This is a genomic window from Cellvibrio sp. BR (assembly GCF_000263355.1).
Taxonomy (GTDB): domain Bacteria; phylum Pseudomonadota; class Gammaproteobacteria; order Pseudomonadales; family Cellvibrionaceae; genus Cellvibrio.
In genome coordinates this window covers 168,214-181,971 of sequence record NZ_JH668204.1, presented here as the reverse complement: position 1 = coordinate 181,971, position 13,758 = coordinate 168,214, and the positions used below count along the sequence as shown (strand labels likewise).

Genomic DNA, 13,758 nt, shown 5'->3' with positions numbered 1-13,758 from the left:
CAACAGCACTCAGCCGCTTTTTTTTGGTTTTTTCCCGCCAACAATCCTTCGTTAACCCGAAGGATTAATGACACCCAATTCGGCCGAAAAAGCTATATCCGATACATCATATAATAACAAATAAATCTTGTATACTAGAGCACTAGAATGTTGACACCACCAAATAGTCTATGTGACCATCATTTGGTAGCGGCACTAAACCTGCCGGTATTGCTTCGATAATTTTCTAATAATCAACCGCAAAGGTGTCTTTCCGGTGTGTCGTTCAGACACCAGCGCGAAACATCAACAAGGAGACGCTGCCCGGCGTGGCGGCTTGAGACAATAATGAAAAAAAACACCTGTTACAGCACCAACCAAACCACCACAGGCAGTGCCCGGGTCTTTCGGCGTTCACTGTTAGCGGCGGCAATTATGGTCTGCTCGCCCGCACTCTTGGCGCAGACGACCCAGGCACAAAACACCACTAAAACCAAAGCCAGTGACGATGCACCGATCGAGGAAACTATTGTTACCGGTCAGCGCCAATCACTGGAAAGTGCGATGGAGTTAAAGCGCGCCTCGGATACTGTCGCTGACTCCATTGTGCTGGATGAAGCGGGCAAAGTGCCCAGTACCTCCCTGCTGGAAATTCTGGAGCGCGCGCCCGGCGTTACCATGAACCGTGTCCGCGCGGGCAGCGAAGGTTCACCGGACGGCTTTGCGTTTGAGGGTTCGGGAGTTCAAATCCGTGGTTTAAACAAGACCAAAACACTGATCAATGGGCGGGAAGTTTTCTCTGCCAATGGCGGCTCCGGCCTCAGCTGGGCGGATGTGGGGCCTGAGTTGCTGAAAGCGGTCACCGTCTACAAAGCGAGCCGTGCCGACCTGATTGAAGGCGGCGTTTCCGGTACCGTCGACCTGCAGACCCGCATGCCGTTTGATTTCAATGGCTTTAAGGCCAATGCGGCGATTTCCGGTAGCTATGGCGACTACTCCGAGGAAATCACTCCGGCAGGTTCCGCCATGATATCGAACCGTTTTGATACCGATTTTGGTGAGTTCGGGGTGCTGCTCGATCTGGCTTATTCGAAGATCGAATCCCATGACAGCAACATCATCGTTCCGCCCTACTACGCCACGCAATACGAGGGCGAGCGGGTCTACGTACCGGGCGGCATACGCTACAGTCAGGATCAATTTGAACGCGTCCGCAATGGCTATTACGGCGCACTCCAGTGGGCGCCGAACGACAACCTTGAGCTGTTCCATACCACTTTTATTTCCGAGCGCGACAGCAACCGCGACAGCCAAATCCTGTCGGTGGAACCGGGCACCCCCGTTGGTGTATTTGACGGTGCAGTGTTTGACGATGGCGTATTCGTGAAAGGTGCAATCTCCAGCCCCAACCTAACCTCCGGCCTTAGCGTATCACCCAACTCCAGCTTCACACCGTCGTTCAGCCGCACGGCCGACCACAGCACCGGCTTCAAATACGACGCTGAAGGCTGGGACATGAGCGGTAGCTACCAGTACGTGAAAGCCGAATCGAGTTCCGGTAAATACAGCCTTGGCAGCACCGTGATTCCGACAATCGGGCAAATCAATATGGATATGTCGGGCAAGCGGCCGGTGGTGAGTTTTGAAACCCCGCTCTCAACCGACCCGGCACAAGCCGGGCTTTCCCGCATCAACTGGTTGGACACCGCCAATGAAGGCGAAGCCCATGCCATTCAACTGGACGCCAATATTGAAATCGGCGATGGCTTCTTCAAAAAACTGGCTATCGGCGGTCGTGCAGCAGCGCGTGAGGAGTCTGATAGTTTTGTCGGAACCTGGTGGTCGGCAACTGGCCGCGGCTGGAATGGCGTGACGCGCCCCTTCGTCAGTACCGCCCCGGAAGGCGATTTTGAACTGGAAGAATTCTCGGATTTCTTTAAAGGGGATATCCCGTCACTCGGTGGTGTTTGGGTGGGGACCCGTCAGGTTAACTCCTACGACCAGTTCGAGCGTGTATACGATACCTACCTGGCCTGCGGCCCCACGCTTCAACATCAGTGCAGCAACCCAACGGCCACCACCTACCTCTACAGCACCGACGGCACACTGCGTAACCGCAACTTTGACCAGCGCCCATCCTTTTATGAGACGGAACACGACACCCAGTCCGCCTATGCGATGGTGGGTTTTGCGAATGATAGCGACGCCTGGTTCCTGAATTTCAGCGGTAATTTTGGGGTGCGCTGGGTGAATTACGACATTAGCAGTCAGGGCAATTTCAACTTTAGTGGTGGCGCGCGTTACTACGCGAGCCTGGCCGATGCCCAGGCGTCAGTCGAAGCCATGGGTGGTCTGGAAAACGTAGCTGCCTGGCAAGAGGCTAACGAAGGCGTGCAGCCGCCATTGACGCGTGAGAGTGTGGGCTATGAAAAAGACCGCATGGGCAGCTTCTCCAAGGATTATTTCCTGCCGTCATTCAATATCAAATTAGAACCGGCGGAAGGCTGGGTAATGCGCTACGCCCTGACCCAAACCCTCACGCCACCGCGCTACCCCGATATCCGCGCGCAGGGTATTGCCAGCGTGCAGACCACCGAAAACCCTATCAACGACGAGTTGGCTGCGCTCAATCCGGGTGATGATGTATCCATCCCGGCGATTTTCTCCGGCTATACCAATACCACCGGCAACCCCTTCCTGGAGCCGGAAATCGCCTTGAACCACGACCTCTCCTTCGAGTGGTACCCGAAAAAAGGCACCTCGATGAACCTGGCGCTGTTCCATAAAACCATCGACAACTACATCACCTTCAACAACTTCTCGGCGCCGGCAAGCGGCTTCTTCTCCGAAGGGGATTACCCGCAATCGGCACTGGCGGATGGCAGTGGCAGCAACTTCCTTGATGGCTCAGTCACCAGCCGGACCAACTTCAATGCCGAGGGTGACACCATCATCCGCGGTTTTGAATTGGGCGGGCGCACCTATTTCGATGCACTGCCCGGCTGGATGAGTGGCTTTGGTATCGAAATGAACGTCACCTACATCGACAACAAAGCGCCGGATGCCTTTGCCCAGGACATCAATGGCGATGAACTCAAGGTGCCGGTGATCGGACTGTCGGAGTGGGCCTACTCCACCACCCTGCTGTACGATTGGGATAGATTCAGCGCACGTTTGGCCTGGAACTGGCGTGATCGTTATTTAACGACCACCAACGACTCGGGCACGACCAATGTCTATAACGATCCGTTTAACGGGCAGCAAATCCAGTTCGGTATGCCGGTCTACGCGGCGGCTTCCGGTCGGCTGGATGGCAGCATCTCCTACCGTTTGACCGATAACGTCAATATCAAACTGGATGTGCAAAACATCACCGACGAAGACCAGCGCACCGAGATGGAGATCCTGTCCGGACGCTTTGTTGATCGCGCGGTGTTTGTGACTGACCGTCGCATTGGCTTGCACCTAGGCGTTAACTTTTAACTGAGCATCAATTGTTAACTGAGCATTAGGGTTAACTGAGCACGGCAGGACGCTCTTGAGCAAACTTGACCACATAATAAGAGGCACATAAATGAGCAAGAGCGTTCTGATTGTTGGCGGAGGAACCGCCGGTTGGATCTGCGCCGCCTATATGGCGCGGATGCTGGCGGCGGACACTCCCGGCGGCGTAACGATTACGCTGGTCGAGTCTGACGAAATAGGTATCCTCGGCGTTGGCGAGGGTACCTTCCCGATTATCCGCAAGACCATGAGCCGCATCGGCCTCGATGAAAGCACGCTGATTCGGGAAGCCGATGCCACCTTCAAGCAAGGCATCAGGTTTAATAACTGGAAGAAAAATCCAGCTGATGATCCCCATGACACCTATTTCCATCCCTTCCAGGTCGCATCACAACATACCGACATGGACCTTCTGCCCTATTGGCTGCTCGGTGTGGCCGGGGATGTTCCCTGGGCCGAGGCCTGTACGGTGCAAGAGCGGGTGGTGGATGCCAAACTGGCACCCAAGCTGATTACCCACCCCAATTACAATGCGCCACTGAACTACGCCTATCACTTTGATGCGGGAAAACTGGCGCAAGTGGTATGCCGTCAGGCCATGGCGATGGGCGTGAAGCGGCTGATCGATACCATCGACGATGTGAAGGTTGATGAAAACGGCATCGCCTCAGTACAGGGGCGTGTCCATGGCGAACTCAAGGCCGATTTGTACATCGATTGCACCGGGTTCCGCGCGCGGCTGATCGGCGAGGCGCTGGGCTCGGAATTTACTTCTTATAAAGATCAATTGTTCTGTAACCGCGCGGTGGCCATGCAGGTGCCCTATGATCGGCCCGATGCGCCCATTCCCTCCTGCACCTATACCAGCGCGCAAGACGCGGGCTGGATTTGGGATATCGGCCTGCATAATCGTCGCGGTGTCGGCTATGTCTATGCGTCCGATTACTGCAGTGACGATGAAGCACTGGCCACCTTGAAACGCTATATAGGCCCTGCCGCCAATAATCTTCAGCACCGGAAACTGGCCTTTGAAGCCGGGTTTCGCAAAACCCAGTGGCACAAGAACTGTATCGGCGTAGGGCTATCGGTGGGTTTTATCGAGCCACTGGAAGCCACCGGCATCAGTTTTGCCGAGGTTGCCGCACTTATGCTGTGCAATCTGTTTCCCTGGTCGGGCGATTACGAGCGCTCGGCCCAACAGTTCAACCAAGCCATGACCAAACGGTTTGAACACGTGATCGACTTTATCAAGCTGCATTACTATTTGAGCGAGCGCACGGACACCGCGTTTTGGCGCGACAATCGTGCGCCCGCGTCGGCCTCCGATTATCTGAAGGGCAAGCTGGAGCAATGGCGCCACCGGCCGCCATCCTTTCTCGACATTGATGCCAGCCATGACATTTTTGATGAAAACAGTTGGCAGTACATCCTTTACGGTATGGGGTTCAAGACCGACATCAGCGCCCGCGCTGGCGCGTTGCGGTTTTATGACGACGCCAAGCGGGAGTTCGAGAGCATTCGCCAGCAGAGCAACAAGGCAATGACTGCAGTGCCAAGCCACCGCGACCTAATCAATGAAGTGGTGGCAAGAGGGTTCCGTAACGCATCCGGCGGGCAGCGATGAAGCCGGTGAACAATGTCGTCATTGTGGGCGGCGGCACCTCCGGCTGGATGTGCGCCGCCGCCATTGCGCGTATGGCGCCGCCCAATGCGTCCATTACGCTGGTTGAATCCGAGGCGATAGGGGTGATCGGCGTTGGCGAAGCGACCATCCCGCCATTACTGGAATTCAACCAATTTCTCGGGCTGGACGAGCACGAGGTGCTGCGCGAATGTCAGGGCACCTACAAACTCGGCATCGAATTCGTTGACTGGCTTGACCTTGGCAAACGCTATTTCCACCCCTTCGGCTTTTACGGGCGCGATACCCCGGAGTTTGCTTTTCACCAGTTGTGGCTTCGTTTGCGAGCACTCTCAGAAACAGGTAAAGCACCGGCCGAGCTGGCGGGGGATATCAACGACTACAACCTCTGTGCCATGGCCGCCCGCCTTGGGCGCTTCGCCCAACCGCAGGGCGGCAGCGATGCGATTTTGTCCACCCTGCGTCACGCCTATCATTTTGACTCCATGCGCTACGGTCAGCTGCTGCGCCGCTACGCCGAGCAACGCGGGGTTCGTCGGGTGGAGGGTTTGGTAGATAGCGTCCAACAGCATCCGGATCACGGCATGATCGAGTCGGTGACACTGAGTGACGGCCAGGTGCTGGCCGGTGAATTGTTTATCGACTGCAGTGGTTTTAAGTCCCTGCTGATTGAAGGTGCGATGAACAGCGAGTTTATCGACTGGAGCCGCTACTTGCCCTGCGACCGGGCGCTCGCCCTTTCCACGACCGGAACAGGCGCGCCAGATCCATTCACTCGCGCCACAGCAGACAATGCCGGCTGGCGCTGGCGCATTCCCCTGCAAACCCGCATGGGCAATGGTTATGTCTATTCAAGTGCATTTGCCGATGAAGATGATGTACACCGGGCACTGCTTGCCGGTGCCGAAGGCGAAGCCTTGGGCAACCCGCGACCACTGCGTTTCCGCACCGGCCACCGCCGCCTCTTCTGGGAGAAAAACTGCGTTGCCATAGGTCTCGCCGGCGGTTTTATCGAACCACTGGAGTCCACCAGTATTCATCTGGCACAAATTGGCATTCAACGGCTAATTAATCTGTGGCCGGGGCGAGGCATCAATGCAGCGGAGATTGCGCACTACAACCGGATAATGACCGCCGATTACGAGCGGCTCAGGGATTTTATCGTGCTGCACTACAGCGCCACCCAGCGCCGGGACACCGAATTTTGGCGCTACGTTGGCCATATGAAAATTCCGGATACCCTGGCATCCAAGCTGGAGATTTTTCGTGGCAGCGGCCGGGTTATTGCCGCGCCAGACGATTTATTCACTCCCCACAGCTGGCTGGCAGTCATGCTCGGGCAAGGCATCAACCCCACGCATTACGATGCACTGGTGGATCGCGTGCCCGAGACTGCGCTTATTCAAAACATGCGGCATTTGAAAGATGCCATCGGCAAAACAGCGGCCGCATTGCCGAGTCATGAGGCTTACCTCAAGCGCTATTGCGCCGCATAACACAAACAAAGCGCACACTAAGCGGTGGTTTATACCACTACAGCTCATCCAGTTTTTTAACCGCTTCATTTCACCGGCGCTTTTCAGCGCCGGTTTTTTTAATGTACGGCTTGCTGCTGCAATGCATCTTCCGCAAATAATTGATTCATCCAAATATCGCGCTGCTGGCTGTTGGCATGCACTAAATTAATGATTGGTTTTAACAGCTGTTGTGTCAGGGTGGTAGTTGCATAACACTCCAGCGTTTGCCGTGCTATATCCAGCACCCCCAACAACACTTCGGAGTGGTGGGTTTGACACAAACTGTAGCCATATTCAAATAGTGTGCGCACATAATTTTTAATCGCACAATTTTTACAATCTGCAATATGAATTAATAATTCGGCCTGACAATAGGCCTGTTGATAAGCATCGACAGCGGCATTCCAATCCTGCCGATGAAGTTCACTGCGTGCGTTGTCCAGCAAATAACGCCAGCGGTAAATCGCCTGTGCCAACATATGTTGGTGGTTGGTTTTAACACTAGCCTCTATCGTTTCTGTAGCAGTATGTATGGTTCCCATATACCTCTCCTAGGATGCCAAGGCACAGCATTCATATTCACTGACTATTTGATTTACCCAGGTGGCTACACGCCTATCGGTTAATTCAAATTGTTGGTCTTCATCTATCGCCAAACCACAAAATTCCGTTTTACTTTCATTTAATGCCAGCGATGCCGCCACCTTATATCCCTCTGCTGGCCAATGGCCGATGACCTGTGCGCCCGTTGCTAATACACGCTCGTATAGCCAGCCCATAGCATCGACAAAATAATCACCGTAACCACGCTGATCGCCTAAACCATAAAGCGCTACCACCGCTTGGGATAAATCAGTGAGTTGTAAATCTCCTTCAAAATCTTCCCAGTCTTCTTGAATACCACCAAAATCCCATGTGGGAATTCCCATCACCAAAAAGCGATACTGTTGCAGCACCACCGAGGTAACGTCGCACACGTTCATCATGTCCACGCTGTAACCATAACTGCGCAATGCCTGTGCGATTTTTTCTCCAACCTCTTGTGTGTTACCCGTGTCTGTGCCAAACACCAAGGCTATATTTGCTTGCGGCGCCATAGATAATTTCCTCTTTCTTTGCGTACAACTCCCTGCGCGATGCAACTATCGCGCAGGGAATCTCTACTTCCCTAAAATAAATAGATAAATTAATAGATAAATTAATGCGTTTTATTAAAACGCGTAGGTCAGGCTTGCTTTGAAATTGCGCCCCGGTTCTGCATAGCGATTAATGCCAGCGCCGCTTACCCCACCGCGTGCACCACCAGCGCCTTCGGTGACAAATTGCACGCGCTGCCAGCGCCAATATTGTTCGTCGGTAATGTTGTACAACCCCATGGTGATTTTTAACGCGGGCGTAACCTGATAGCGCCCCTGCAAATCAAACAAGGTAAATGCATCGGTTAAAAATGCCGCGCCTTGACTTTGTGTGCCATTAACAGCAGTGACCACTACATCATCCGCATTTTTACTGCCCGAGCGAGTCATGCTAAAACTCGCCGCCCAACGACGATCATCGGGTTGGTACTCAATACCAACAACACCCGAGTGCGGCACAATACTTAACAGCGGGTCGCCATTTTTCTTTTCGCCTTCGTTGTAGGAGTAGGCAAAACGCAGCGCAATATTGCGATCCAAATTCCACTGCCCATCAATTTCAAAACCTTTCACTACCACTTCACCACTATTAACCGGCATGGTGTAGCTGTCACCCTTGGTTGTGGTGCAGACGCCGCGCGTGCAGCTTTGGAAACTCACATCGTTCAAACGGCTGAGAGTTTGGGTTTCAATAAAATTGCTGTAGTCGTCGTGAAAAATAGCGGCGTTAATTTGCACACGATGATTGGCAAAACCATAACGCAATTCTTTATTCAAACTTTCTTCGGCTTTCAAATTGGGGTTGGCGACTGAATCCCATAACAGCACCTCCTGCCCTGTTGCCGCATCCGTTCCTACACTGGTGACGGTGGTGTAATAAAGGTTTTCAGTAGAGGGCGCACGAAAGCCAGTTCCCAGTTGCACAGCGAGGTGTTGTTGCGCCGTAAATTGATAATCCGCACCTAATTGCCAGGTCGCCTGCGTAAAGTTCACATCGCCAATAGTGGCCGATGCATCCTGATACTGCGCACTCAATTGCGGTGAATAGTCAAAACTGTCAACCCGCGCCCCCAGGTTAAATGTCCACGGGGAATTAACCGGCACCAGTTGATCGCGCACAAATCCATGCCAATGAGTCACTGCAGTTTCCGGTACAAAGTCCGGGTCAACTTCCACCAATGAAGCCGTATTACTGGTGCCGATATAACGGGTATCGATGGAGGCATAATTCACATCGCGCACTTCTGCACCCAGGCCGTAGATTAATTCCTGTTCCAGTGCAGTGCCGGCGATATTTTTACTGAATTTAAACCGCGTGGTGTGAGCATCCTGCTCGTAGTAACGATCCTCCGAGCGATAACAGGGCGATACCCCTTGTGGGCAGGTAGTGGAATTAAACAGCATCAAGGTATAACCACTGTTGTAGCTGTTTTGATAATCGTAATTCCAATCAAACACATCAAACCAACGGGACTCGGTAAGCCATTGGTAATTCACGCCGATGCGATCGCGCTCGTTGTCGTCATCCGTAGTGCGCGTTAAATAACTCGCATCCACACGCGATAAATTATTGAGCTGTGAATTCGCACGATAGTGTTCAGCAACCATTCCTAACCGATGGGATGGGCTGGCATAAAAATACAATTTGACTAACGCGTTGGTGGATTCTGCATCGAGCGGGTCGGCAATTTCGCGCGCGCCACCGGTAATATTTTCAGCCTTGCCTTGCACTTCCAGTTCATGACTTTGACGCTGGGTGAGCACCAGTAAACTTTCCCAGGCACCGGTGCGATTGGCGAGTGTTGCGCTCAGTAACGCTTCATCAGAATCACTGGCATAGCCGGTTTTCAGGCTGAGAAAAGTGTCGTCGCCCTGCGCTGCCAAATAATCTGCCGGGTCTTTGGTGATAAACATAACCGCGCCCGACAAACCACCACTGCCGGCAGCGATTGAATCCGCACCCTTAATAATTTCTACCGATTTCAGTGCGTCTATATCCAACCCGCCGCGTGTGGAGCGAAAAAAATCGTAAGCTTGATAGCTTACCGGATCGAGGGTTTCACCCATGGACAAACCATCTACAGTCATGGCAACGCGATCGCCATCCAAACCGCGAATATTAAAACCATTAGCACCAAATCGACCTATGTCGCTCACACTCACGCCGGGAATATAGCGCACCAAATCATCCAGATCGGTCACTTGCTGATTGTCCAACGCCTCGCGGTTTACTAACTGACTGGATGGATGCGCTGATTCTTGCTCCGCTTGCGCCGTGACCACTACTTTGCCCAATTTCTTTTTTTGTGCGCCGGCCTGCACCGAATCGGCAGCTAACACCTGAGCAGATGCAAACGCGGCGCACGCCATAAATGCAGCGAGTAAATTACGGGGAAACAACTTTTTCATTTTGTCCTCATTAACCAATACAACATCGTTTTTTATATGCCGAAGCGCTTATGGCAATTCGGCACGCATATTTTTTTGGCTAACAAGGCACACTCTTTTATGAGTTTTTGATTTTTCTTTTTTTGGAGGTAAAAATTTTCAGGTGATCAGTGTTAAGTGAAAAATTATTTACGGTGTGGGCAATGGATCTTGCTCGTTGATGACACCATCCTTATTTAAATCCCAGCCGGCGAACATCCGTGTTCCTGAGACAGCAAATTCCTTCACCGTAAGATCTCCATCCTTGTCCTTATCCAACACCCCAAACCGCACATGGGCTTGTTTGAGTTGTTTGGTTCTATGCTCTTTTTGTTCCTCAGTCATACGCGCGACAAACTCCTGCACATACTCGACTTCATCAATGCGCTGATCCTGATTGCTATCCATAGCACGTAAATGTGCCGCGCGCGCCTGATCAAATTCGGCACGAGTTAAAACGCCGTCGCCGTTTTGATCGTAATCCTTGATAAAACTCTGGCGATGCCCGGCACTCGCGCCGTGACTGCGCTGATGCGGGGTAGCACTGTGCGCTTTTTTAGCTGCTGCCTTAAGTTCCGGGTTAGATTCTGATGTAGATTCTGGTTTAGGCGCCGATTGGCAGGCGGTTAATAGCAACAATGCCAGTGGCAGTACAAAATATTTTTTAGCCATCATAAAAATTTTCTCGTCATCAATATAAATGTTGGAAAAATTACAGCGCCGGTTGCACGGCAAAACTCAGGGTGTAGATGTAACCGTAATTAGGCGCCTCAGCTCCCTTGGGTGCGGGTGCACTTTTGCGCAGGTGCAGCAAATAAATACCGGCGTTATTGAGTTCAACACTGGCCTTGCCGCTGTGATCTGTAGTGGCGGTGTGTGCAGCTTGTTGCTGTTGAGCGGAATCCTGCGCGCTAAAAATACTGACAGGCTGATTCACCAGCGGTTTGCCATCCAGCAATACCGAAAATTCAAACGTCTCACCCGCATATAAATCATTGGGGTGAGTGATGGGTACCAACTCCAAACCTTTGTTATAGGGTTTCAGCGCGCTAGTGTCCGGAGCTTTTAAAGTCACATAGGTTTCCGCGAGGGTGACAGATTGATAGTGATCGAGCAGCTTGTGCCCTTTGGGCAAAACTTCTTTGGGGTCGCGGGTGTGTTTGCGTTCACCATTGAGTTCATACATGCGAAATACCGCCCCCAAACGTGTGCCGGTGGTGAAGCGGTAGGTGCCCTCCTCCTGCGCTTGATATTCCAGCACACTGCGACTGGTAAATTGCTCCACCCGCGCCGGAGCCACCCAAACACCAGCGGGTGTTAGCACCTGAAAATTGCCTTTATCAAAGGCGACATCGGAATGGAAAAAGGTTTCAGCAAACCCCGCATCCAGGCTGATCCAACCCTTGTACGCAGGTTCAAAGGCGGTGGGGGCGATGAACGGTGTGTGGGCATATACCGCCGAACAAAAACCGAGAACGAACATAAAAGAAAGGGAAAACGCGAGCAGGGTAAAACCTGATAAAGCTTTCATCGATGGCTCCTGTAAGACCCAGCTGCTGCCAGGGACAATGAATTAGGGAGCCAATCATACGCAAAGATGAGAACCATTATCAATACAAATGATAATAATTCTTGTTTGATAAGTTAAATCAACCGGGATACTAGAACTCGAACTCAAGCCCAAAGCGCAGGCTGGTGTCCGGTGTTTCTGCATCCAGACCAAACATCAGGCCCAGCTCCCAGCGCAGCTGCTTGCGACCACCCAATTTCTGGATGCCCATTAGCGCCGGACCGGCGGCCCAATCCTGATCATCCAGGTAAATTTCCACGGCGGGTTCCAGTGCGGCGGAATAGCGATAACGAAATTGGGCACGCAGTGCGGTTTCCGCTTCCTCTTCGATATCTGCGCCATATTCGTATTCGACTATAGCGTTGGCCGTGGCCACCCAGCGGCTGCCCAATTCTTTAGCCCAAAGTAAACCCACCGCCAGTTCGCGGCGATCAATATCCCGCGCACCACCCGCCTCCACCAAAAGCCCCCAATCCGCCCAGTACTCGCCCTGCTCGGTGATTTGCCATTTTAATTCCGCTTCATAACCGCGAATTTCTTCACCGTCGTGGCCGATGGATTCGCTGAGCAAATAAACTTCGGTAAAAATTTTATCGTTCCACGCATAACCCACGCCCACGCGATTTAACAAAATATTCTCGCCGCCCAGGTCGCGCAGGGTCGCGCCGTACTCCAGCTCGCGTTCGCCCTGTTCAACGTAGGGCTGGTAAACACGGGTGATATCGGCATAAACAGGTGCGATAAAAAAAAGCGCCGCACAGACAGCACTACCCAGCAGGGAATGTTTAATCCTTTTTTTAATAATTGTTTTAATCATGGTTTTGATCTCGCTTGCGCCATACACCACCCACCACTGCCTGCACTACCAAAAACAATCCTGCCAATAAAATCGGGGCAATCGCGGCGCCATAAAAAATAATTTGAATCGGTGTGGGCTGAGCGTCGTAACCCAGCAGTGCATACAACAGCTCCCCCAACCAACTTTGTTCGGCCACAATAAAACTGCTGTCCCACAGTGGCTCCGCTGAATCCAGCAAACCAATTTGCAATAATTGCTTGGCAATTTGCATGGATAAACCACCAGCCAATAAGGTAGCAATGACTAAAAAGGTGGGCAGAAAAAATTGGCGACGCATAAACACTAACAGGTAATAGGTGATAGCACCCAAACTCAAACCAATTCCCGTACCGATGATCGCGCCGATTAACGCGGAGGTGAGTGCATCGGGCTTATGGGTAAAACTGGATAAATAAATCCAGACTTCAGAGCCTTCACGCATTAGCGAACAACTCACAATAATCACAAATAATAGCGACAGGCTTAAGCGCTGCAACGTTGCTTGTTTGTACAACTGCGGCATCAACATTAGCGCAAGCAAAATAAAACTGAGTGCTACCACAGCATATAAACCGGCGTTAAGTATTTCCTGCCCAGTACCCTCCAGCGCGTCGGCAATCGCATAGGCATTGTGTGCAAGAAACCATGAACCCAGCACACCTATCAGCAACGCCCACAAACTCCACACCAGCCGCAATTCATATTGCCGACTGAGTGCGAGCAACAGGCTGAACATCAGCGCCGCCTCTAAAACTTCGCGCAATACTAACAACACGGCATCGACCATATTACTGCTCCACCCGAATCACACCCTGCGCGGTTTTGGGATTGAACTCACCAAAAAAAGGATAATCACCCGGCTTGAGCGGGCCGATAAAAATCGTCGCTTTGGCACCACCCATAATCACTTTTTCACGATTGAGTTCGTAACTTTCAAACTCTTCGGGTGTTGGATCCTGATTGATGACCAGTAATTTAATTTTGGTATTGGCGGGCACCACCAATTGCGAGGGATAAAATAAATGGCCGCGAATCTCAATCGTGAAGGTCGGCACTTCTGCCTGCAAAAAACTGCTTAGCAATAACAGTATAAAGCCCATCGAGAAGACTAAAAATTTAGACACGCGCTGAAAAATATACTTCCC

11 protein-coding genes are annotated in these 13,758 nt (G+C 52.1%); 3 read left to right on the top strand and 8 right to left on the bottom strand.

The features are described 5' to 3' along the window. Window positions 1-327: 327 nt before the first annotated feature. The 3 genes from O59_RS16670 (at window position 328) to O59_RS16660 (ending at window position 6,621) form a co-directional block, all read left to right on the top strand. The gene (locus tag O59_RS16670; RefSeq protein ID WP_007644702.1) at window positions 328-3,462 is read left to right on the top strand and encodes a TonB-dependent receptor; all 3,135 of its coding nucleotides are present in this window, start codon (window positions 328-330) and stop codon (window positions 3,460-3,462) included. Between the two features lie 91 nt (window positions 3,463-3,553). Next, window positions 3,554-5,107, top strand: coding sequence for a tryptophan halogenase family protein (locus tag O59_RS16665; RefSeq protein ID WP_007644701.1), 1,554 nt, complete (start codon window positions 3,554-3,556; stop codon window positions 5,105-5,107). Then, window positions 5,104-6,621, top strand: coding sequence for a tryptophan halogenase family protein (locus O59_RS16660; RefSeq protein WP_007644700.1), 1,518 nt, complete (start codon window positions 5,104-5,106; stop codon window positions 6,619-6,621). The genes O59_RS16665 and O59_RS16660 overlap by 4 nt, the downstream gene beginning before the upstream one ends. A gap of 98 nt (window positions 6,622-6,719) precedes the next feature. Here O59_RS16660 and O59_RS16655 read toward each other — a convergent pair whose 3' ends face one another. The 8 genes from O59_RS16655 to O59_RS16620 form a co-directional block, all read right to left on the bottom strand. After that, window positions 6,720-7,184: a hypothetical protein gene (locus O59_RS16655; RefSeq protein WP_040393208.1), complete on the bottom strand. Its 465-nt coding sequence runs from the start codon at window positions 7,182-7,184 to the stop codon at window positions 6,720-6,722. A gap of 9 nt (window positions 7,185-7,193) precedes the next feature. After that, window positions 7,194-7,739: a flavodoxin gene (locus O59_RS16650; protein ID WP_007644698.1), complete on the bottom strand. Its 546-nt coding sequence runs from the start codon at window positions 7,737-7,739 to the stop codon at window positions 7,194-7,196. Between the two features lie 114 nt (window positions 7,740-7,853). Next, the gene (locus tag O59_RS16645) at window positions 7,854-10,187 is read right to left on the bottom strand and encodes a TonB-dependent hemoglobin/transferrin/lactoferrin family receptor (RefSeq protein ID WP_050977099.1); all 2,334 of its coding nucleotides are present in this window, start codon (window positions 10,185-10,187) and stop codon (window positions 7,854-7,856) included. A gap of 168 nt (window positions 10,188-10,355) precedes the next feature. Beyond that, window positions 10,356-10,880, bottom strand: coding sequence for an EF-hand domain-containing protein (locus tag O59_RS16640; RefSeq protein WP_007644694.1), 525 nt, complete (start codon window positions 10,878-10,880; stop codon window positions 10,356-10,358). A 37-nt stretch (window positions 10,881-10,917) separates the two neighbouring features. Continuing rightward, window positions 10,918-11,736, bottom strand: coding sequence for a DUF4198 domain-containing protein (locus O59_RS16635; protein ID WP_007644693.1), 819 nt, complete (start codon window positions 11,734-11,736; stop codon window positions 10,918-10,920). A 130-nt stretch (window positions 11,737-11,866) separates the two neighbouring features. After that, window positions 11,867-12,592 carry a hypothetical protein gene (locus O59_RS16630; protein ID WP_007644692.1) on the bottom strand — a complete coding sequence of 242 codons (726 nt, stop codon included), beginning with the start codon at window positions 12,590-12,592 and terminating at the stop codon, window positions 11,867-11,869. Continuing rightward, on the bottom strand, window positions 12,585-13,400 hold the full coding sequence (locus O59_RS16625; RefSeq protein ID WP_007644691.1) for an FTR1 family protein: 816 nt from the start codon (window positions 13,398-13,400) through the stop codon (window positions 12,585-12,587). The genes O59_RS16630 and O59_RS16625 overlap by 8 nt, the downstream gene beginning before the upstream one ends. Before the next feature lies 1 nt (window position 13,401). After that, window positions 13,402-13,713, bottom strand: a complete 312-nt coding sequence (locus tag O59_RS16620; RefSeq protein WP_007644690.1) for a cupredoxin domain-containing protein — start codon at window positions 13,711-13,713, stop codon at window positions 13,402-13,404. Window positions 13,714-13,758 lie beyond the last annotated feature (45 nt).

What these genes read in the sequence shown, in the direction of transcription:
- O59_RS16670 (WP_007644702.1), top strand. Translation starts at nt 328, where the DNA reads ATGAAAAAAAACACCTGTTACAGCACCAACCAAACCACCACAGGCAGT.
- O59_RS16665 (WP_007644701.1), top strand. Translation starts at nt 3,554, where the DNA reads ATGAGCAAGAGCGTTCTGATTGTTGGCGGAGGAACCGCCGGTTGGATC.
- O59_RS16660 (WP_007644700.1), top strand. Translation starts at nt 5,104, where the DNA reads ATGAAGCCGGTGAACAATGTCGTCATTGTGGGCGGCGGCACCTCCGGC.
- O59_RS16655 (WP_040393208.1), bottom strand. Translation starts at nt 7,184, where the DNA reads ATGGGAACCATACATACTGCTACAGAAACGATAGAGGCTAGTGTTAAA.
- O59_RS16650 (WP_007644698.1), bottom strand. Translation starts at nt 7,739, where the DNA reads ATGGCGCCGCAAGCAAATATAGCCTTGGTGTTTGGCACAGACACGGGT.
- O59_RS16645 (WP_050977099.1), bottom strand. Translation starts at nt 10,187, where the DNA reads ATGAAAAAGTTGTTTCCCCGTAATTTACTCGCTGCATTTATGGCGTGC.
- O59_RS16640 (WP_007644694.1), bottom strand. Translation starts at nt 10,880, where the DNA reads ATGATGGCTAAAAAATATTTTGTACTGCCACTGGCATTGTTGCTATTA.
- O59_RS16635 (WP_007644693.1), bottom strand. Translation starts at nt 11,736, where the DNA reads ATGAAAGCTTTATCAGGTTTTACCCTGCTCGCGTTTTCCCTTTCTTTT.
- O59_RS16630 (WP_007644692.1), bottom strand. Translation starts at nt 12,592, where the DNA reads ATGATTAAAACAATTATTAAAAAAAGGATTAAACATTCCCTGCTGGGT.
- O59_RS16625 (WP_007644691.1), bottom strand. Translation starts at nt 13,400, where the DNA reads ATGGTCGATGCCGTGTTGTTAGTATTGCGCGAAGTTTTAGAGGCGGCG.
- O59_RS16620 (WP_007644690.1), bottom strand. Translation starts at nt 13,713, where the DNA reads ATGGGCTTTATACTGTTATTGCTAAGCAGTTTTTTGCAGGCAGAAGTG.